21 protein-coding genes and 1 other annotated feature are annotated in these 22184 nt (G+C 36.3%); of the genes, 6 read left to right on the top strand and 15 right to left on the bottom strand.

Going from position 1 to position 22184, the window contains the following annotated elements:
- Positions 1–209: 209 nt before the first annotated feature.
- From leuS to I7822_RS16050, 13 genes are all read right to left on the bottom strand, one after another.
- Complete coding sequence (leuS, locus tag I7822_RS16110; protein ID WP_207980035.1) at positions 210–2624, bottom strand: leucine--tRNA ligase; 2415 nt, start codon at positions 2622–2624, stop codon at positions 210–212.
- A gap of 145 nt (positions 2625–2769) precedes the next feature.
- Positions 2770–2997: a binding site (T-box leader), on the bottom strand.
- Positions 2998–3259: 262 nt separating this feature from the next.
- Entirely contained in the window at positions 3260–4036 is a 777-nt protein-coding gene (locus I7822_RS16105) for a 3-hydroxybutyrate dehydrogenase (RefSeq protein WP_207980028.1), read from the bottom strand.
- A gap of 18 nt (positions 4037–4054) precedes the next feature.
- Positions 4055–5374, bottom strand: a complete 1320-nt coding sequence (locus tag I7822_RS16100) for a GntP family permease (RefSeq protein ID WP_207980026.1) — start codon at positions 5372–5374, stop codon at positions 4055–4057.
- A 500-nt stretch (positions 5375–5874) separates the two neighbouring features.
- Positions 5875–7239: a sigma-54 interaction domain-containing protein gene (locus tag I7822_RS16095; RefSeq protein ID WP_207980024.1), complete on the bottom strand. Its 1365-nt coding sequence runs from the start codon at positions 7237–7239 to the stop codon at positions 5875–5877.
- A gap of 174 nt (positions 7240–7413) precedes the next feature.
- Entirely contained in the window at positions 7414–8610 is a 1197-nt protein-coding gene (locus I7822_RS16090) for an MDR family MFS transporter (protein WP_207980022.1), read from the bottom strand.
- Between the two features lie 194 nt (positions 8611–8804).
- Positions 8805–9290 (bottom strand): GNAT family N-acetyltransferase, encoded by a 486-nt coding sequence (locus I7822_RS16085; RefSeq protein WP_243459499.1) that lies wholly within the window; start codon positions 9288–9290, stop codon positions 8805–8807.
- Between the two features lie 83 nt (positions 9291–9373).
- Complete coding sequence (locus I7822_RS16080) at positions 9374–10693, bottom strand: ABC transporter permease (RefSeq protein WP_207980020.1); 1320 nt, start codon at positions 10691–10693, stop codon at positions 9374–9376.
- Entirely contained in the window at positions 10683–11381 is a 699-nt protein-coding gene (locus I7822_RS16075) for an ABC transporter ATP-binding protein (protein WP_207980018.1), read from the bottom strand. The genes I7822_RS16080 and I7822_RS16075 overlap by 11 nt, the downstream gene beginning before the upstream one ends.
- Positions 11382–11410: 29 nt before the next feature.
- Positions 11411–12370 carry an ABC transporter permease subunit gene (locus tag I7822_RS16070; protein ID WP_207980016.1) on the bottom strand — a complete coding sequence of 320 codons (960 nt, stop codon included), beginning with the start codon at positions 12368–12370 and terminating at the stop codon, positions 11411–11413.
- Complete coding sequence (locus I7822_RS16065) at positions 12364–13242, bottom strand: ABC transporter ATP-binding protein (RefSeq protein ID WP_207980014.1); 879 nt, start codon at positions 13240–13242, stop codon at positions 12364–12366. The genes I7822_RS16070 and I7822_RS16065 overlap by 7 nt, the downstream gene beginning before the upstream one ends.
- Positions 13208–13624 carry a GntR family transcriptional regulator gene (locus I7822_RS16060; RefSeq protein WP_207979997.1) on the bottom strand — a complete coding sequence of 139 codons (417 nt, stop codon included), beginning with the start codon at positions 13622–13624 and terminating at the stop codon, positions 13208–13210. The genes I7822_RS16065 and I7822_RS16060 overlap by 35 nt, the downstream gene beginning before the upstream one ends.
- A 243-nt stretch (positions 13625–13867) precedes the next feature.
- On the bottom strand, positions 13868–14035 hold the full coding sequence (locus I7822_RS16055; protein ID WP_207979995.1) for a glycogen biosynthesis protein GlgD: 168 nt from the start codon (positions 14033–14035) through the stop codon (positions 13868–13870).
- A 10-nt stretch (positions 14036–14045) separates the two neighbouring features.
- On the bottom strand, positions 14046–14306 hold the full coding sequence (locus I7822_RS16050; protein ID WP_207979993.1) for a YtzC family protein: 261 nt from the start codon (positions 14304–14306) through the stop codon (positions 14046–14048).
- Positions 14307–14645: 339 nt separating this feature from the next.
- On the opposite strand from I7822_RS16050, the gene mnmL reads away from it, so the two are divergent.
- The 3 genes from mnmL (at position 14646) to blaOXA (ending at position 17197) form a co-directional block, all read left to right on the top strand.
- The gene (mnmL, locus tag I7822_RS16045) at positions 14646–15611 is read left to right on the top strand and encodes a tRNA modification radical SAM protein MnmL/YtqA (RefSeq protein ID WP_207979991.1); all 966 of its coding nucleotides are present in this window, start codon (positions 14646–14648) and stop codon (positions 15609–15611) included.
- On the top strand, positions 15608–16180 hold the full coding sequence (gene mnmM, locus I7822_RS16040; protein ID WP_207979989.1) for a tRNA 5-(aminomethyl)-2-thiouridylate-methyltransferase MnmM: 573 nt from the start codon (positions 15608–15610) through the stop codon (positions 16178–16180). The genes mnmL and mnmM overlap by 4 nt, the downstream gene beginning before the upstream one ends.
- A 204-nt stretch (positions 16181–16384) precedes the next feature.
- A complete protein-coding gene (gene blaOXA, locus I7822_RS16035; RefSeq protein ID WP_207979987.1) occupies positions 16385–17197 on the top strand; it encodes a class D beta-lactamase in 813 nt (270 codons plus the stop codon).
- A 58-nt stretch (positions 17198–17255) separates the two neighbouring features.
- On the opposite strand, the gene tbcS is transcribed toward blaOXA, so the two are convergent.
- The gene (tbcS, locus tag I7822_RS16030; RefSeq protein WP_207979985.1) at positions 17256–18335 is read right to left on the bottom strand and encodes a tetraprenyl-beta-curcumene synthase; all 1080 of its coding nucleotides are present in this window, start codon (positions 18333–18335) and stop codon (positions 17256–17258) included.
- Between the two features lie 79 nt (positions 18336–18414).
- A complete protein-coding gene (locus tag I7822_RS16025; protein WP_207979983.1) occupies positions 18415–19209 on the bottom strand; it encodes an alpha/beta hydrolase in 795 nt (264 codons plus the stop codon).
- Positions 19210–19311: 102 nt separating this feature from the next.
- On the opposite strand from I7822_RS16025, the gene I7822_RS16020 reads away from it, so the two are divergent.
- The 3 genes from I7822_RS16020 (at position 19312) to I7822_RS16010 (ending at position 22082) form a co-directional block, all read left to right on the top strand.
- A complete protein-coding gene (locus I7822_RS16020; RefSeq protein WP_207979981.1) occupies positions 19312–19830 on the top strand; it encodes a gamma carbonic anhydrase in 519 nt (172 codons plus the stop codon).
- Between the two features lie 507 nt (positions 19831–20337).
- Complete coding sequence (locus I7822_RS16015) at positions 20338–20898, top strand: phosphatase PAP2 family protein (protein WP_207979979.1); 561 nt, start codon at positions 20338–20340, stop codon at positions 20896–20898.
- A 41-nt stretch (positions 20899–20939) separates the two neighbouring features.
- Complete coding sequence (locus tag I7822_RS16010) at positions 20940–22082, top strand: glycosyltransferase family 4 protein (protein ID WP_207979977.1); 1143 nt, start codon at positions 20940–20942, stop codon at positions 22080–22082.
- Positions 22083–22184: the final 102 nt, after the last annotated feature.

Raw genomic sequence — 22184 nt, 5'->3', positions numbered from 1 at the left:
GCGCCTTGAACAGCCGCGGGAAAATAAGACGCTCATGAATAGAAGATGTTTTTTACCTTCAATTCATGAGTTGCTGTAGACCCAAGAGGGGATAGGCGCTGGAGCTGGATGCTTAGCGCTTAGCCACATTACTAGAATTTTATAATTTCCTAGACAAAAAAAGACCCGCAAGTATCAAAGATACTTACGAGTCGGCCTTCATCAATTTATTAATTTGCAACTATATTAACAAGCTTGCCAGGGACAGCAATTACCTTGCGAATCGTTTTCCCTTCAACATGCTCTTTTACTCGATCATCTTCAAGTGCTATTTGTTCGAGCTGATCTTTTGTAACATCTTTTGCAACAAGCAGTTTTGCACGAACTTTACCGTTAACTTGAACGACAATTTCAACTTCGTTTTCCACAAGCTTTGCTTCATCAAAAGCAGGCCATTCTTCGTAAGTTATAGTTGTGCTGTGACCAAGCTTGCTCCATAGCTCCTCAGCTAAGTGAGGGGCAATTGGTGATACTAATTTCACAAAGCCTTCAACATATTCTTTAGGAAGAACTGTCGCTTTATAGGCTTCATTGATGAAGACCATTAGTTGTGAGATTGCTGTGTTAAAGCGTAAGCCCTCAAGATCCTCGGTTACCTTTTTAACTGTTTGGTGGTAAACACGCTCAAGTGTATCACTTGTTTCATCAACAACCTTAGGACTTAATTCACCATTGTCTTCGATGAATAGACGCCAAATACGATCTAAGAAGCGTCTTGCTCCATCAAGTCCTGTTGTAGACCATGCGATTGATGCTTCTAAAGGACCCATGAACATTTCATATAGACGAAGAGTATCTGCACCATGTGATTCAACAATTTCATCTGGGTTTACAACATTTCCTTTTGATTTACTCATTTTTTCATTATTTTCACCAAGAATCATACCTTGATTAAATAGTTTTTGGAATGGTTCCTTCGTTGGCACAACACCAATATCATATAAAAACTTATGCCAGAAACGAGCATATAGTAAGTGAAGGACTGCGTGCTCAGCTCCACCGATATAAATATCAACAGGTAGCCATTGATTTAATTTTGCGTCATCTGCAAGTGATTCACTGTTTTTCGGATCGATGTAACGTAAGTAGTACCAGCAGCTTCCTGCCCATTGTGGCATAGTATTTGTTTCACGACGACCTTTTTTCCCTGTTTCAGGGTCCACTACATGAACGAAATCTTCAATGATTGCAAGTGGTGATTCACCTGTTCCTGATGGTTTGATTTCTGTCGTTTTAGGAAGTACAAGTGGAAGCTCTTCTTCAGGCACTGCAGACATCGTCCCATCTTCCCAATGGATAATTGGAATTGGCTCTCCCCAGTAACGTTGACGGCTAAATAACCAGTCACGCAAACGGTACGTAACCTTCTTTTCACCTTTTTTATTTTCTTCAAGCCAAGCAATCATTTTTTCAATCGCTTCTTGCTTACCAAGTCCATTTAAGAAGTCAGAGTTAACATGCTCTCCGTCACCAGTGTATACTTCTTTCTTAACATCTCCACCGCTAACAACTTCTTTAATTGGAAGCTCAAATTTTTGTGCAAATTCATAGTCACGTTCATCATGAGCAGGTACCGCCATGATTGCACCAGTTCCATATGTGACAAGAACATAGTCAGCAATCCAAATCGGTATTTTTTCACCATTAACAGGATTAATCGCATAAGCTCCTGTGAATACACCTGTTTTTTCTTTTGAAAGTTCAGTTCGTTCAAGATCGCTCTTATGTTTAATTTCATTGATATATGCTTCGACTGCGTCTTTTTGTTCAGCCGTTGTGATTTTTTCAATAAAGGAATGCTCTGGTGCTAATACAGCATAAGTCGCACCAAATAATGTATCTGGTCGAGTAGTGAATACTGTGAAGTTTTCATCATAACCATCAATATCAAATGTTACATGTGCCCCTTCAGAGCGTCCAATCCAATTACGTTGCATATCTTTAATACTCTCAGGCCAATCAACATCTTCAAGGTCTTCAAGAAGACGATCAGCATATGCCGTAATTTTAAGCATCCACTGCTTCATCGGACGACGTTCAACAGGATGTCCTCCACGCTCACTTTTTCCATCTATTACTTCTTCATTTGCCAAAACGGTTCCTAATGCAGGACACCAGTTTACTGGCACTTCATCTACATATGCTAAATCTTTTTTGTATAATTGTAAAAAGATCCATTGTGTCCATTTGTAGTACTCAGGATCTGTAGTGTTTACCTCGCGATCCCAATCATACGAAAATCCAAGTGCTTGAATTTGTCTTCTGAAGTTATCAATATTTTGTTTCGTGAATTCCGCTGGGTCGTTACCAGTATCAAGGGCATATTGCTCAGCTGGTAATCCAAATGCATCCCATCCCATTGGATGAAGAACATTAAAGCCTTGCATGCGTTTCATTCGAGATAAAATATCTGTTGCAGTATATCCTTCTGGATGCCCTACGTGTAAACCTGCACCTGAAGGATATGGGAACATGTCAAGTGCATAAAACTTTGGCTTGTCCGTATCCTCTGTAGTTTTAAATGTTTTATTATGTAACCAAAAATCTTGCCATTTTTTTTCAATCTGTTGATGATTGAAGCTCATATGTTTTCCTCCTTAAAAGCTAGATCTATGTTTGTTTATACAATTAACCGGTTGAACGGATCAAAGTAAGTTCCACTTATCTCATACTTACCATTTTGAAAAGTGTTATTCTGTTAGATAAAAATGAAAAAAACCCCACATCCCAAACAGGGACGAGAGGTTTAATTCCCGTGGTACCACCCAACTTTGGCATAGCGATATGCCCACTTTGACATCCGTAACGTGGATAGACGACAAATATTACTTTCCCAAACAAGGCTTTCACATTTGTAACTCAAAGGCGAGTTCATCAGCAAAAATCGGTTGACTCACACCAGCCGTCAACTCTCTGAACGATATTTCGCAAATTACTACTCCTTATCTCCGTTCATTATATATACATATTAAGCTTATTTTATATAAATTTGTCGGGATATGCAAGTTTGCCTTTATAATTTTGGAGTCCAAGTTTGGGGGACAGTCCCCAATATGATTACTTAATATACAATTTACCGCTAAAAACCTTTGATTTTAGTTGTTTATTCTATTTTGGGGACAGTCCCCAAAAAGAATGAAAAAAAGACTCGCAAACGATTGCAAGCCTAATTCTTTGCAATATTGGGGACTGTCCCCAATATATGTCCCCAATATAAACTTCACTGAACCGTATACCCTCCATCCAACACAACAGCTTGACCTGTGACACCTTTTGCTTTTTTGCTTGCTAAGAAGATTGCATAGTCTGCGATTTCTTGTACTTCTAGTAATCTTTTTTGTGGAATAAGTGGATACAATACTTTTTCTAATACGCTTTCTAGTGAGACATTCCTTGTCTTAGCGATATCTTCTAGTTGATTTCGAACGAGAGGTGTATCAACATAGCCAGGGCATAGCGCATTTACTGTAATTCCGTGCTCAGCTCCTTCTAATGCCGCTACCTTTGTTAATCCAATTACCCCATGTTTTGCGCTATTATAAGCTGCTTTTCCTGCAAAACCAATTAATCCGTTGATCGATGCAATGTTTAGAATCCTTCCATATTGCTGTTTTTTCATAATTGGAAATACATGCTTAGTTGCGAGAAAAGGTGCAACGAGCATTACTTTCATGAGTAATTCAAATTTTTCAGTTGGAAAATCCTCGATATGTGCCACATATTGTATACCTGCGTTATTTATTAAAGTGTCAATTCTTCCATATTCAGCCTCAGTTTTTTTTACCGCATCAATGATGTCTTGTTCCTTGGAAACATCACATTTTAATCCTATTGCATCAAAACCATCATCTTTTAATCTTTTTGAACTCTGTAACACCTGATCTTCATGTAAGTCTGTTAAAACAACTTTTGCACCTTCCATCGCAAAGGCTTTTGCAAGTTCAAAACCAATTCCTCCTGCAGCACCTGTTATCAGTACAACTTGTACTTGAGCCAAATTCATCAACCTCCGTTCTTAAATCCCTAGTCCGAATGAGAATAGTATTATTGCGATAGCCACTCCGATTAATGGAACGATAACAGTTAAAGCAGCAACAGGGTTATAGGCTTCCTTATGGGATTCTCCACAGATTCCACGTATCGTTGTTACGACATAACCATTATGAGGTAAGGAATCCAATGCACCAGAAGAAATTGCTACAACACGATGCAATGCCTCAGGGTTTACACCCATATCCATATAATGTGGTGCAATTAGTGGGAGAGCTATTGCTTGACCTCCTGATGCTGACCCTGTCATCCCTGCAATGACACTAACAGCAATTGCTCCTCCAATAAGCGGACTACCTGGAATACTTGTCATCGCATTAACAGCTATTTCAAATGCTGGAACAGCTTTTGCAACTCCACCAAACCCAACAACAGCTGCTGTATTCCCAAGTGCTATTAGTGCACCAAGCGTTCCTTCAGATACAGCATCCCAAAATGATTTAAAATAGGTACGGTTTAATAAATAAGCTGTAATGACTCCTCCAAGTAAAGCAATGATTAAGGCAGATTGCTGTAGCGAATCATGGAATATAAACGAAATGATTAAGACAACCAAAAGCGGGATTAGCCCTGTTAACGGGTGTGGAAGCGCCTTATCCTCATTAACTGGATCATTGTCACGAGAAACAAATTTTTCTCCACTTGCAACAGCTTTTGTGATCATTCTTCTTAACCACCAATATCCGAAAACCATCATAAATATAGCGACAATTAAGCTAACTTCCCAACCAGCATATGGAGACGTACTTAAATATTCAATCGGAATCCAGTTTTGAATCTCTGGAGAACCAGCAGATGTCATTGTAAATGTTACTGATCCAAACGCTAATGCTGCAGGAATAAACCGTCGCGGTAGATTAGCTTGCCTAAACAAGCTAACAGCCATTGGATAAACAGAGAACGCTACGACAAATAAACTAACACCACCATAGGTTAATACAGCACAGGCAATTACGATAGCAAGGACTGCTCTTTTCATTCCAAGCTTTTCAACAATCCATTTTGATACACTATCAGCAGCACCACTATCTTCCATAACTTTTCCAAAAATCGCACCTAATAAGAACATTAAGTACCAAGAAGCAATAAAGCCTGAAAAGCCAGTCATATAGTTACCTACAAGGTTTGCTTCACCCTCTCCAACTAGCTGTGGAAAAAGTGGCAAACCACTAAAAACAGCAACAAATAGTGCACAAAGCGGACCAGCTACTAATAAGTTCATACCTTTCATTGTTAAATAAATTAAAAGTGCTAATCCACCAACTAATCCGATCATACTAAACATCCTTTATCCCCCTTTGTTTGACTGATTATCTTACGAAGAAGCTGGTACTTTTACATTCTCATATACTCGAAAACTAGCTTCTAATAAGATTAAAACCTCATCAATCGTAAAACCTTTTAGTACCTCCTTTAAAAATAACCCTCTGTTTGTTACATCAATGTCGGTACGATTTTAATAATTAATCAGAATCTCCACAAAGCCCAACCCCACCTACCATAATAATTACCTAATCTTTTATGTCTTGAAGAGGTTATTAAAGGAATTAAAATTCTGTTTCATGATGCTCCTCCTTTTCTCTTCACAACTATATTAAGCAAGTCTTATGCCAACAAAGGAGAGCCTACAGAAAGTTACTATAATGTTCAAATCTTGAATTACTTATTCCGGTTTATTGGAATTTTCAGAGACTCCTAACTTGTCCATTCGAATAAATGTCGTAAAGATCAACAAAAAAAGAACAGTCCATCATTATGGACTGCATTCCGATTTTTCGGACATCATTAGCCAAGCTCATATTTCTGGACCTTTTCATACATACTCGATTTACTGATCCCTAATGCTTTTGCTGCTTTTCTCTTATCTCCGTCATATTTGTTTATCGTTGTTATGAGAATATTTTTTTCTGCTTCATTTACCATTTCTTTTAGGGAAGCTTGTTTAGGGTGAAATACAGCAGGCTTTTTAATATAATCCGGAATGGCATCCAACGTAATCACATCTGTCTTTGCAAGATGAATTGCAGCTTCTATAATATTTTCTAGTTCACGAATATTCCCTTGCCAATGATAGTGATGTAATGTTTCCATTACTCCCTCCTGAATGATTGAAATTCTTTTTCCCGTTCTTGATGAAACTTTTTTTAAAAAGTACCTAACAAGTGTTTCTAGATCCTCCATCCGTTCACGTAAAGGAGGAATGAACAATGGAATGACACTAATTCGGTAATAAAGATCATTGCGGAATTCATTATTTTCCATAAGTGCTTCAAGTGGTCGATTTGTAGCGGTAATCACTCTTACGTCTAATGAAAAAGATTTTGTTGATCCTACTGGTTCTACTTCTTTTTCCTGAAGCACTCGAAGTAGCTTTACTTGCATTTGTAGGCTCATGTCACCGATTTCATCGAGAAAAATCGTTCCACCATCTGCCTGCTGAAATTTACCTTTCTTTCCACCCTTTTTCGCACCAGTAAATGCACCATCTTCATAACCAAACAATTCTGATTCAAGAAGCTGCTCTGGAATGGCACCACAGTTCACCTTAATAAATGGCTTTTCACTCCGATGACTGAGAAGATGAATGCTATGTGCAAACAACTCTTTACCTGTTCCACTTTCCCCTCTAATTAACACTGAACTATCGGTTGCAGCGATTGTTTTGACTCTGTCCTTTAATTCCGTCATGACACGGGAATTTGATTGAATATCATTTAATGTATATTTCGCACCTGTGATTTCTTGCTTTTCAAGGAAGGATTGAATCGATGATAAATGATGGCGTACATGGGAATTCATCTCATGCCATTCCTTTGTATCGCGAAACATAACTGTCCCAAAAGCCCCAACCACCTTATTGTCAGCAAAAATTGGAATTCGATTTGCGATCATATAATTCCCTTTAATGTATTGAAGATCTGCGATTTCCTCCTCCCCACTCTGCACAACAATATGCATTCTCGTGTTTTCAATTACTTCAGTAACATGTCTACCAATCACATCTTCTCTAGTAACCTCGCAAAAACGACAATAGTTATCATTCATATAAATGATTTTTCCATTTGCATCAACAATAACAATCCAAACGTAAGCGTTTTCAATTACTGTTTCAAAAATCTCCTTAGCATACGGAAAACGTTGATTTAACATTTTACCTTCCCCTAGCAATCGTTTTTTCTTTAATCGTATCATAAAATTACCCACTAAAGTAGGGGGACAGTCTAATACTGGGGACTGTCCCTCTTTATAGTGTGGGGACTGTCCCCACGCTATCACTTCTCCATTAAATTAGCGCATTTCGCTCGTTTGGGGGACTGTCCCTCACTATTGATTGGGGACTGTCCCCACACCATTTTGAATAGTCGCTTTAAGCCTTTTATCATAAATCAAAGTTGTAAAGATTCCAAAAATTAACAGACTAATAATAATCATGAATAGTAAGTTCATATTATAGTAGTCAGCAATCATGCCACCTAAGAGGGGGCCGATCATTCTACCACCTGTTGCTGTACTGTTTACAAAGCCTTGGTAAAAACCCTGTCTTCCCTTTGGAGCTAAGTCATCCGCGATCGTTGGGACTGCTGGCCAAACGAGCATTTCACCAATTGTTAAAATAACCATTGCTATTAAAAAGCCTGTAAATTGCTCTGCATATGATGCAACAACAAAAGAAGCGATGAATAGAAAAAAGCCAATGATCATTTGTTGTTTTAACGTTTTAGCAACATACTTTACAAATTGAGATAGTATTGGTTGTGCGCAGACGATTAGAGCTCCATTCACTGTCCATAATAAACTATACTGATTTAAAGGAATATTAAGGCTTTGTGTATGTGAGGAAATAGTTGAAGGCCATTGAACATATCCAACCCAGCATAATAAATAGCCTATACATAGAATAACTAAAGCTGTAAATTTTCGAGAGTTTTTCACAGCAGGTTTTTGATCTAAAATAGATGTTTGGCTTGCTTGTTTTGCATCAATATTTCGGTATCCGAAGTATGCAATTAAGAAAAAGACAGCGTATAGAGCTGCATTTGCAATAAATATATAATGAAATGAAATGGATGCAACTAGTCCTCCTAATGATGCCCCTGCTGCTACACCTACATTTTGTGCTACGTAAATCGCATTAAATGCCTTTCTACCACCTTCAGGCCACACAGTACCTGCAAGCGCATATGTAGCAGGAAAAACAATTCCAGACCCTAAACCAATTAGAATAAGTAAATATATATAGACCGGCCATCCGTGAAAAAATACCAGTGTAATGACAGCCACTAATGTGATAACAATTCCTAATAGTATTGATTTGAATCCACCGATTTTATCAAATAATACACCACCAACAAGATTACCAATAACACTAGCTGCTGCATTGAGCATTAGTACTACTCCTGCTACAGTTAATGATTTGCCTAAATGTTCATGAATATAGATCGTATTAAGCGGCCATAAAAATGATGAGCCTGTCACATTGATCATCATTCCGATGACGAGCAACCAAAGAGAACGTGGCATATTCATCCTCCTTAAAGATTATTGTAAATAAAAAAATCACAGACAACACAATCTATGAGAATATGCTTCTGCATTAAATTTTTATTGTTCCTCAGAGAATTTTAGCCGCTTTTTCTTTGATTTGCAATGAAGAAAGTGGTCGTTTTCTAATGTTGTAATAATGGGAATTTACCGACTTTTTGATCGATAAAATTCTATTCATCCAAAAGCATATACATGAGTATATCGTCTACATACTTACCACCTATATAAAATTCATGAATCAATCTACCTTGCTCGATAAATCCACACTTTTTATAAAATTGGATTGCTCCTTCATTCGTCGCTAATACACGTAAAGATAGCTTATATATCCCTTTTTCCTTTGCTGCTATTTTTCCCTTTTCTAAAAGTTGTTTACCTATTCCCATCCCTTGAAATTTTTCATCTACAGCAATATCAAGTTCTAGCACATGTTGATTTGTTTTAAGAGGGGTTGGAGGGTGGTATCCTAGATATCCCACAACATTACCTTCAACAAGCGCTACGATTTGGCTACCTTCAGGATTTCGTTTTGCAAATTCCTGAACCGATTCCCAAGCAATTGTCGCTGGTGTTGTCTCAGTACTCCAAACACGATGATCTAACTCAATAAGTTTCCTAAAATCTTGTTCCTTTGATAAACGAATCTTAATTTCCATTAATCATACACCTCACTATTATTTAATGATCTCATAGCATTAAAAAGTTGACTACCAAAATAGCAGCCAACCTTTTTCATTCCCTATAGTTCTCTTCTAAGAGCTGATAATACATTAATATTAGTTGCTTTTACAGCTGGACGTAAGCCTGAAATCATTGCAACTCCTATACTAATTCCTGCTGAGATGAGAACCAGACTTAGCGGTATATAAGAAAAAGTAAAGTCCATTTCTGCTTCTCCACCCATGACAGAACTTAAAATGATTGGTAACAGCATGTTTGCTGCAAAGCTTATTGCATAGGAAATAACAACACCTATGAAAGATCCAACAATACCAATATACGCACTTTCCATTAAAAATAACCGACGAATAATCCCTGGTTGCGCTCCTAATGCCTTCATAATTCCTATTTCTTGAGTTCGTTCTGTTACAGCCATGGTCATAGTATTAAAAATCCCTATTGATGAAATAATGATAGCGATTGTACCGACAAAGATCAAACCTGCTTTAAAAACGTTAAAAAACAAGTTTACACTGTCTAATTCCTCTGTTATTGAATAGACCATATAGCCTTTATCTTTTAAATCATCTGTTACTTGTGCTACATTTTCAAGGCTTGATGCATAAACTAATACTTCATTATAAGGTATATCAGAACTTGTACCCTTCTCATCCATATTAGAAAATGACAATATCTCTTCTTTTAAAGCTTCATCGATATAAATATTTTGGTCTGTTACCCAATCCTTTGCAGGCTCACCAACAACACCGGCTACTTTGAAGGTAAAGGACTTTGTTTCCTCCTTGCCATCAACATCCTTCAAAATTGTCATCGTAATTTCTTTTCCAACAAGATCACCTTCATATCCAGTTGGTGCTTCTACTGGACCATCTGCTGTTTCCAACTCTTTTTGGTATTTTTCATTCTCTACTTCAGTCAATAAGCTTTGTGCAAAGTGATAGCCAACAATAACCTCATTTTCTGATTTTGGAACCGCTCCAGTTTCAAGAGTAAGATTAGCTTTTAGCTCTGCATCCATATTAGTGATCGTTGGTTGAACATCAGCCTTACGATCATCAAGTGCTGCTTTTACAGGTATATCAATATAATTTCTTCTCACTACTGCTGTTACATTGTCTGTTTCTTCTAGTTCTTCAAGGTTACCCTTGTTAATTTGTTCTAGGTTTCCATCGGTCTCTTTTCCCTGTACACTTACTTCTGTTATAACCTGCTGAGATTTGATTTCTTCCGTAATACTTTTTTGGATGCCGAATCCTACAGATGCGAGTACAATTAAAAATGCACAGGCCATCGTAGTAGCTAAAATCGTCATAAACACGCGCAAACGATTTTTCTTCATATTTTTCCTCATAAATTTCAATTGATCTTTAAACTTCAACGAAAGCACCTCCTTTTGATAACACACCATCTTGTAAATGGAACTGATGATTACTGATTTTTGCTACTTCATCATCATGTGTAATAATAAAAAACGTAATCCCTTGTTCTCGATTTAACTGTTTAATCAAATCTAAAATTTCCTTTTCTGTTTCAGAATCCAAACTACCTGTTGGTTCATCTGCTAAAATAATACTTGGCTTTGTAATTAGTGCTCGGGCAATACTTACACGTTGTTGCTGCCCACCTGATAGCTCATTTGGATAATGTTCCGCATGATTGTGCAGACCAACACTCTCTAAAAGCTCCATCACTTGTTTTTTTCGTTCTGCTTGGTCAATTCCTTTTAATGTAAGGGGCAGTTCTACATTTTCAAATGTCGTTAGGCTTGGGATTAATTGAAAGCTCTGAAAAATAAATCCAAAATGATCTAACCGAAACTTAGCCCAATTTTTTTCATTGTAGGCTGTTACATTTGTATCTTTAATAATAATCTCACCTGCAGTTGGTGAAATATATCCCGAAATTAAGTTCAGTAAAGTAGACTTTCCAGAACCACTTCGGCCGACAATTGAAGCAATTTCCCCTTTGTTAATTTTCAAGGAAATATTTTTTAAAACTGGTATTTCATTCTCAACCCCTTTTTTCCCCACTTTAAAAGAATGACTTAAATTTTTTACTTCTATCATGATTTCTCCTCCTAAACTCTATTTCAATTTCATTTTTTCTTTTTATAAATCACAAAATAGCTCACGATAAATCCAATGAAAGCCCCGGCAGCTGCACCTACAAAGTAGCCAACCATACTATGATCAAAAGTTGATAAATACCCAAATGAACTAAAACCAAGAATCCCCAACAAAATAACAAAGACCTGGATTGGCCTTTCCATCCATTTCCACACGAAAAATGACCCATTCCGCTCAAAGGGGTGCTTGATAAAGGCGTATAACCCAAGGATAAAAAAGAAACCAGCTTCTATAAAAGGAGGGTAAATCTCTTTGATCGGAAAGCTACCATACTTAAAAAACACATAGGAAAACGGGGTTATATTGTAAGCAATCAAAAATTGTTCATTGCTGAATATAAAATCTGGGTCTGTTATAACCTCCAGTTGCACTCCGATTAAACCAAAAAACAAAAGTGGTAAAATACCAACTGTAATCGTCACGAGTCCTTGGCCAAATGGAGAGCCTGTAATTGCTCCAGCTGAAAAAGTCATTGTGTAAAACAACAGCAGGGATCCAATTAAAAACCAAAAATAGTTTTCAAAATTAACAGTCGGCATCCCAGTAATCTTAATGATCAATCCAGTTAAACCGAATGAAATAAACCAGCTTATTAAAATACTCCCAAAGCCAACGATCCATTTAGATATATAGATACTAGCCCTCGAAAAAGGCATGGCCAAATTAAATTCCATTGTTCCGTTGCTTCGTTCAACACCGATTTGAACAATCGCTAATGTCACAACAAAAACAACAAATATAAAAGTTGGATCACTATATTCAAAATTAATTGTAAACACGTTAGACTCAAATGCTTCTTCAAAGTTCCGAAACTCCAAGTATTGAGTCCATATTCTAATTGGAGTCATGAAACTTATTGCTAAAATGGATAATAAAAGCTGTACCCAATACTGTCTAATTTCTTTTCTGATTAATTCTCCAATTACCATCTCCGCTTTCCTCCAAACTTCGCAATAAATACTTCCTCAAGATTTGCAGGAAGTTCATTCCAGATTTTTGGTTTAAGCGCTCTAAGCCACTTCAGGCTCTTCTGATCATCTCGCTTCACGATTACCGTGTAAAAGACACCTGATACCTCTAATATTGGGATTCCTTTTTCGCGAATTTTTAAATGTAAATCTTCTTCAAAGGCTAATTGGACTTTTGCATAGTCTTCTTTAAGGCCTTCAACATCTAACACATTTGATAAATTCTTCTCCTCCAAAAAGGCAATTCGATTACAAATACGTTCAATATCTTCTAATCGGTGAGAGGTAATTAAAATCGTTGTATCACGATTTGCCACCTCATCAATCATTAATTGCATTAAGTCATGACGTGTTACAGCATCAATTCCATCTGTTGGTTCATCGAGCATAATAACTGCTGGGCGAACTGCAAATGCTAGGATGAGTGCCATTTGTTTTTTTAAACCTGTTGATAAATCTCGGTATTTCTTCGTTTCGGGTAATAGATAACGGTTAACCAACTCGTTTGCATACGTTACATCAAAATCGGGATAAATATTTCGCAGGATTCTAACTAATTGCTTATACGTGTAACGGTCATAAAAGAGTGTTTGCACAGGCATATAGATAACTTTTCTTTTTACAAGCGGATGCTTCGCAATCGAAACATTTTCAAACAGAATATCGCCTTCATCAGCTTGAATAATCGTCTGAATACACCTTAGTAAGGTTGTTTTACCCGAGCCATTACGACCTAGTAATCCAAAGATTTCACCTGGCTCTAACTTTAGGTTAATATCTTTTAGAAGCTCGACACCATCAAGTGTTTTCGTCAGATTTTTTATTTCTAGCATGGGCTTCTCCTCCCACTTCTTTCTTTATTTCATCTATCCAATCATGAATATGGTTAAAGTCAATTCCAGCATAAAATGCATCAATAATTAGAGGCTTAAGTTGCTCTTTAATCTTTTCCATCTTCCCTTCGTCTAGCGTTTCTCTAGCATTTTCTGACACAAATGTTCCTCGTCCTCGAAGTGTTTCAATGATTCCTTGCCGTTCAAGTTCCTTATAAGCTTTACTAACCGTGTTTGGATTAGCAATAATCATTGTTGATAATTCACGGACAGATGGAAGCTTGTCACCAGACTTTAATAACCCTTTAAAACAAAGCTCCTTCATTTGCTGAATGATTTGTTCATAAATGGGAGTAGAACTTCTCGGATCAATTTGGATCATCGTTTCTCCCTCTTTCTTTGAATTCTCTATACTATATGTATTAAGTGTACCATATTAACTAATACACTTAATACAATATTATTTATTCTTTTATTTGTCAATAAAAAAACAAAAGCCGTGTGATGTTCACTGGGCATTAGAGCTGAATGTCAAAGTGTTATCCACAATACATGAATTTTATTATTTCCAAAACGATAAAAAAGGACCTACTGAGGTCCTTTTTATATTATTAACTAAACAACGTTATTCATTTTCGACTCTTTGTTTTGATTTAATTGGCTGCCCTTTTTTGGCATTTTTAGCTTTTCTTTCAATAACGGGATCAAAGTCTTGCCCCAGTTCGAGGTCATTGCTATTAACACCGTTTTTCGTTTTTTGCTCGGGATTGTTTTGTTTAGATCGTTTTTTCATATTGATCCCCCTAATGTCTGATAATCATCTCATTTTGTAACTGTTGAAGCTGAAGTCTCATTCGATAAAGTTGATCCTGCTGTTGATCATTTGCACTTAGTGATAAATGATTAATATCATTCACAGCATTTTCAAGCCCTTGAAGTGCTTTTGTATATTCTGTTTGATTATAATGCTCTTGCTGTGAGCCAGTTTTATATTGTTCGCGTGCATATTCAATTGCTTCCGTACAGCGTTGTAGATATTCGTCAACTGATTGTCTTGTTGCCATCTATATCTCTCCTCCAAACGATATGAAGTCAATTAAAGCTTCATCAGTTTTTATTGTTTACAAGCATGAGCAAAAACTTGTCTTTAAATAATTGGTAAGTGATAAAGAGAACTGTCATTATCATGGTGATCATGTTAAAATTTTCTGATGAAAGAAAAGCGTAAGCGAACGTTTTCCGACTTAAGAACTTGAACACTCTGTATGTGTTAAAAAAACATGTATAGCACGAGCCTCCGATGTAGGCTTAGCGTATAAGGAGTGCACTACTGTTTTGTGTTAGACCCACTAATCACCAAAAACTTTCTAACATTTTATTAATTTCTATAGGAGGTATCTGATTTGAATCAGACCAATCTATTTTCGTTTGCATCTGACGATAAACGTTATCATACATGGAATTATCATTTAAGGAATACATTTGGGCACAAAGTATTTAAAGTTGCCTTAGATGGTGGATTTGATTGCCCAAATCGTGACGGCACTGTTGCACATGGAGGTTGTACGTTTTGTAGTGCAGCAGGATCTGGAGATTTTGCTGGAGATAGAGCAGACGACCTTGTTACACAATTTAATGCGATAAAAGTGAAAATGCATGAAAAATGGAAAGACGGAAAATATATGGCTTACTTTCAAGCATATACAAATACTCATGCGCCAGTTGAGGAATTAAGAGAGAAATATGAATCCGTTCTAGGTTTGGACGGTGTTGTGGGTTTATCAATTGCCACACGTCCTGATTGCCTTCCAGATGATGTTGTCGAGTATTTAGCTGAATTAAATAAGCGGACATATTTGTGGGTTGAGCTTGGCTTACAAACCGTACATGAACGAACTGCGATGCTCATCAATCGGGCACATGATTTTAATTGCTATATTGAAGGAGTAAACAAATTAAGAAAGCATGGAATTAGAGTTTGCTCTCATATTATTAATGGTTTACCTTTAGAAAATCACGAAATGATGATGAAAACAGCAAAAGCAGTTGCTGATTTAAATGTTCAAGGTATAAAAATTCACCTTTTACATTTATTAAAAGGGACACCAATGGTGAAACAGTATGAAAAAGGAAAGTTAGACTTTATGTCCCAAGATGATTACGTAAATCTTGTCTGTGATCAATTAGAAATTATTCCACCAGAAATGATCGTCCATCGAATTACCGGTGATGGACCAATTGATTTAATGATCGGACCGATGTGGAGTGTTAATAAGTGGAATGTTTTAAATTCAATCGATGCTGAATTAAAAAGACGTAATAGCTTTCAGGGAAAATTTCACAATAAAGAAGAGGTCACTTTGTCATGAAGCTTCAGAGAATTTTACCCTTTGCTAAACAGCTTCTCCAAACAGTTGTACAAAGAGGCGATACAGTCGTAGATGCAACAATTGGGAATGGGCATGACACTGTTTTTTTAGCAAAACTAGTCGGGAATGAAGGACATGTTTTTGGTTTTGATATCCAAGAGGAAGCAGTATTAAATACAACAGAACGCTTAAAATCAGAGCAATTAGAGAAATGTGTAACCCTTGTACATCAAGGGCATCAGCATATTAAATCAACTGTACCAGTTGAGCGGCATGGATCGATCTCTGGTGCAATCTTTAATCTTGGATACCTTCCAGGTGGAGATAAAACAATCGTAACTTTACCAACAACAACTATTTCAGCAATTGATCAACTTTTGGAGATTATGAAACCTGAAGGCATCATTGTCATTGTAATATATCACGGGCATGAAGCAGGTCAAGTTGAGCGGGATGAATTAATGAATTATGTAAAAACAATTGATCCAAGTGTTGCACATGTTTTACAGTATCAATTTATTAACAAGCGAAATAATCCTCCGTATATTGTCGCAATTGAAAAATGCTAACATTTATGAAGCACCTTCCTAATCGAAAGTGCTATTTTTATTCCAACAAAAAGAAATTAGAGCAATAGATACATGAAACTAGTTATTTTTCTTTTGACACAAGGGAGAACATTTCAACATGATTCTTAGGTATTAAGCCACTTTATATTGGTTTCTATCCCTGCTAGACTGAATCTGTTAAAAATATCCCTAGAGGTGATAAGAATGAAAAAGTTCTACAATCTATTCGTTTTATTACTGTTAGTCGGAACATTTGGACAAACTGTTGAGGCAAATTCACCAAAAGAGATTGCAACCGAAAAGAAATTTAACGTTACGAAATTAGACGTCGATGATTATTTTCAGGATGTCAATGGTACCTTTATTTTACGTGATGTACAGAATGGAAAAACCTTTGTATATAATAAAGAACGAGCCAACATGAGGCAAACCCCTGAATCTACATTTAAGGTCGCTAACGCATTAATTGGTTTGCAAACTGGCGCCGTAAAGGATGAATATGATATTAAACACTGGGATGGTATTGAAAGAGAGTTCGAATCTTGGAATCAAGACCACACCCTCGGTTCTGCAATGAGGGATTCAGTTATTTGGTATTACCAAGCAATGGCCCGTGATATTGGCGATCAACAAATGCAGGAGTGGCTTCAAAAAATACCATATGGCAATCAAAATATTAAGGGAGGAATTGATCAATTTTGGTTAGACAGCTCCTTGAAAATCACGCCGATGGAACAAATGAGTTTTATGGAGAATTTATTCATGGAAGAACTTCCTTTTGATAAACCAGTTATGAAAACAGTGAAGCGCATGATCATTCAGGAGGAAGGAGATTTTTATACCTTATACGGAAAGACTGGTACAAGACTTTCTGACTTAGGCTTAGGCTGGTTCGTAGGGTTTATTAAAACTGAGGATCGTGACTATGTATTTGTCACAAATCTAGAAGGTACTGGTTCTGAAGCGAAAACAATAACTTTAAATATTTTAAAAAAATATAACTTATTGACTGAATAAATAAATTGGCACCAGAGATTAATTTCTCTGGTGCCTAATAATTGGGTTTTTCACCTCTTTATGAACTTTTCTTCCAGGAAAGCTTTTGAAACGTACGGTAAGCTCTTCCATTAAAATAAAAGAAAAAGGAAGTAACTCCACCTAATTTAATCAACCGTCTTGCTATTTTATTAAGTTCTTTATGTGAGGCTACCTTATCATCAGATAAATAAACACCCAATAATCCTCGATTGATAAGCTTATGGAAGTTTTCATGTGGAATTCCTGTTAAATGATGGTCAGCCTTTTCAACAAAATGCTCTAACCTATTCATCATGACTGTCTCCGAAGCATAATAGCTACAAAAATTCAGATCTCCACCAATTTTGTCTTCTTCTTGATCAATTAAATAATCAAGTAAAATATGAAGGCCCTGTACATATGGAAAATAGCTATCCCTAATTTGAAGAGCTTGTTTTTCTTCAAAACTTTCTTGAAATGCATATGCTACTAAACAAAAAATCCCGAGAGTTGACCCAGTACATGCAGAAAACTCATACCACTCCATGTCAGGTAGGTTGGGCTTATGTCGTTCAAACCAATCCTCGAGTCTTGGTACACGTTCTTCCTTTTTCACATGCTTATGAACCTGTAAATCACAATAATAACTAGACAGCTCTAGTAAATGGCTTGAAATAATTGGGTAATTCTCTAAATCTGATAGCACATTTTGACATGTTTGAACAAGCTTATGTAAATAACCACCATCATCGTGATCTTCCCGAAATTGATAATATTCCTTACATGGAGCCCCACATGTAAGAGCATCCAACATTGATTGATGTAACATGCGAAAATCTACTGGATCTAAAGAAGTACTTCGATCACATAAATTATCCAAATAATCACTTATTGTTTGATAAGCAACAATAAATTCGATACATTGTTGTTTATGTGGTCCAGAAATTATTGCTAATATCCCGCCACCTTCACAATGAAACTCCTTTTTATCAATGCTGCTAACTGCTTGGTTTCTCAGCTCTTTATTAGGAATTTTTTCTGCTTGCTCTCTCCAGTACTTTATATAAAAATGAACGATTGGAAAAACTTCTCTATATACTTTTGTCATTAACCTTATTGGATGCTGTGGAACTGTCAAAGGAGTTGTCACCTCTTGCATAAATTTTATATGTATAGTGGGAGGCTCTTCAATTACGCCTCCTTCTAATATAACTATATCACTTTGGTCCAGAGCAATGTGCATCAAAAAAGCGCTGCGCTGTTTCAAATACTTCATCACGTTCAGGCTCACTAAAAATCTCGTGGTAAAAGCCTTTCCATTCTTTATATGATTTTTCCATTAGGTCTACTTTGTTAAACCATTCTTTAACAAGTGACTTATCAACGATTTTATCTTCTCCTCCTTGCATTAGCAACAAAGGGATGTCCTGAAATTTTTTCACTTGTTTTTGTGCCTCTTCCATTGCCTTTATTAATTCACGATACCATCTAATCGAAACCTTTGTCACATATAATGAATCATTTTCATCAGTATCTTGAACTGCTTTATTTCTCGTGGCCAATGCAACACTTAAGTTTGATTCAACTTTAAATGAAGGAGCAATGATATTTAGACCCCTTGAGGCAAGTTCTAACGCTTTATTTGGTTTGTAAACAATACCTAAGCAAGGAGACGACAGGATCACAGCTTTTACTTCCTGATGTTTCTCCTGAAGCGCACGAATAACAATTAGCCCTCCCATGCTATGACCTAGTAAAAATAAAGGCAATCCAAATTTTTTAGCTTCTTTGATCCAGGAATTAACCTCAATAATATATTCATCAAATGACTGGATATGTCCTCTTCTTCTTGTTGTTGTTCCTTGTCCCGGTAAATCACCCATGACAACATGGTATCCAGCTAATTTCCACATTTCTACCAGCCATTTATACCTACCATGATGTTCAGCAGCTCCATGAACAATCACAATTACTCCCTTTGGCTGGTCAACCTCAGATTCCCATTTCCACATGATTGCTGCCTCTCCCTTCAAATCATAACGTCTAATAAATCTTTGATATAATAATAATAATGCTAAAATGCATATTCTTTCCAGAAGAAAGGGATGAAAAAAATGATTTATCCTTACAAAGACAAAATACCAAAAATAGCTGAATCAGCTTTTATTGCTGATTATGTAACCATTACTGGAGATGTGATAGTTGGCGATGAGACGAGTATATGGTTTCAAACTGTTATTCGCGGAGATGTTGCGCCAACAATTATCGGGAACAAAGTTAATATTCAAGATCTTTGTTGCCTACATCAAAGTCCAAATAACCCCCTAATACTAGAGGATGAAGTAACTGTTGGACATAGTGTGGTCCTACACAGTTCAATTATTCGTAAAAAGGCATTAATCGGTATGGGATCAATTATTCTAGATCGAGCAGAAATTGGTGAGGGAGCATTTATTGGTGCAGGTAGTCTTGTTCCACCCGGAAAAAAAATCCCGCCCAACTCACTCGCCCTAGGTAGACCTGCAAAGGTAGTTAGAGCTTTAAATTCAGACGATATAAAAGACATGGAACGTATTCGTCGTGAATATGTTGAAAAAGGGCAGTATTATAAATCATTACAACAAACAACCTAGGCTAAGATAAAAAACTGGGATCATAAATGGAACATTAAGCCAATTGAATCATAATTTATAAAAAAAGGATTTGGAATCGGCATGCTGTCGATTCCAAAACGAACTTATTTTATATGGTATCGCCCTACACTTCATTTGATTAAAAATATGGACTTATTTAGAACAGCTATTTCCTCGAATAAACTCACCTTATCGGTCTTACAATTATCTAATTCTTAACATGCAGTAATACCCCATCCTAAAATTCGGGGAGAAGCAAAGAAGACAGGTAAAAATAACTTCCCGTAAAATATGTCTCGCATCATATCATACATTCTCTCTTTCCCCAACCGTCCGAGCGATATTTCCTAGTTAAAGACCGCTATGACACTATTCTATTTAATTTGTTTAGAATTCATTAAAAAATTGAAAACTTTGTGAAGGAAATTTTTACAATTTCTTATTATTAACTAAATATTTCTCACTTAAAATAATATAAAAGGAGTAAATAAAGGAGCGTTCTAAAAAATGAAAACAAAGCTTATAACTAACATGTATGATTTTGAATGCAAGTTGTTTCGAAGTGTGAATCGTCACTTCGATCAAAAGATCCTTAATTTTTATTTCCGTACTATTACACATCTTGGAGGGGCAATTGCAACAATTGTTGTAAGTCTTTTTCTTGTCATTTTCACAAGAGGTCTTATTCAAGCAACTAGCATAGCAAGTGCGTTTTCACTGCTCATTAGTCATCTTCCAGTTGCTCTTGTAAAAAGGCTGTATCCACGTAAGCGGCCGTATCTTGCCCTTTTGGAAACAAAGGTAGCTGCTAATCCTTTAGAGGATCATTCTTTCCCATCAGGTCATACTACAGCCATTTTTTCAGTCATCATTCCTTTTATTTTATTTATGCCACAGCTAGCACTCATCCTAATACCACTAGCAATAAGTGTAGGATTTTCAAGAATGTATTTAGGATTGCATTACCCATCAGATGTTTTAGCTGGATGCCTACTTGGAAGTTCTTCAGGATTTTTAAGCTATATCTTATTGAGTGAAGATTTTTACTCTAAGATAAGTATATTTTAAAAATTTAGCACCTTTCATTTATTTGCAACTGGGGGGATTCGATGAGAATAGCTATTTTCACAGACACTTTTGCACCAGATGTTAATGGGGTTGCCCGTACATTAAAACGATTCACAGATCATCTTGAGGCAAACGGGTATGAATATAGAGTATTTGCACCTATTAGTACAAATGAAAATCGATTTTCCAGTCATATACATCGTTTCGCAAGTCTGCCATTTTTTTTATACCCTGAATGCAGATTAGCTTTACCAAACATGCTTCAAGTAAAGGCTGAGCTGCAAAGATTTAAGCCAGACCTTATTCATGTAGCAACACCTTTTAATATAGGACTATGCGGCTTACATTATGCCAAGAAATTGAACATACCAATTGTAGGATCTTATCACACTGATTTTGATCAGTACTTAGAATATTATGATCTTCAATTTCTCTCTAAGTTTTTATGGAAGTATATGCATTGGTTCCACAAACCACTTCGTAAAATATTTGTTCCTTCTAATGAAACGATGGAGCAATTAAAACGAAAGGGATTTTCAAATATACGTATTTGGGGAAGGGGCGTTGATTGTAGCCTATTTCATCCGAACTATTCAAATAAACGAATACGCGAGCAGTATGGAATTAAAGAAAAATACATTCTCTCTTACGTAGGGCGTCTTGCTCCTGAAAAGGATATTGAAACCCTTATGAAAATTTCTTTACAGCTACCAGAAAAAATAAGAAATCAAATTCATTGGATAATCGTTGGTGATGGGCCTTCTAAAGAAGAAATGGTAAAGGAAGCTCCTAAAAATATGACTTTTGCTGGTTTCTTAAATGGCGAAAGTCTTGCAGAAATTTATGCTAACTCTGACCTATTTATTTTCCCATCTCCTACAGAAACATTTGGAAATGTTGTTTTAGAGGCTTTAGCCACTGGTACACCTGTCATTGGAGCAAATTCAGGTGGAGTTAAAAATATTATTAACCAAGAAGTAACAGGCTATCTATGTGAGCCAAAAAATGTAGAGCAATTTAACCAAGCAATTATTCATTTATTAGAAAATCATGCGTTACGTCAAAAAATGGGGGAAACTGCTCGTAAATATGCATTATCACAAACTTGGGATCAAATATTTGATGGTTTATTAAAGGAATATGAAGAATCACTCCTTGAGAATAATCATATTCGATATGCATAAAGTAAGTAGCCATTAGGTTTAACTGCTATAGTTGTAGCTAAACCTTTTTTATTTTTCTTTGACAAAAAATAAACATCGAACTAATTTTGTTGATTCGAATAC

It is taken from the genome of Metabacillus bambusae (genome assembly GCF_017497975.1).
GTDB lineage: Bacteria > Bacillota > Bacilli > Bacillales > Bacillaceae > Metabacillus > Metabacillus bambusae.
This window is presented reverse-complemented; position numbering and strand designations above follow the sequence as displayed.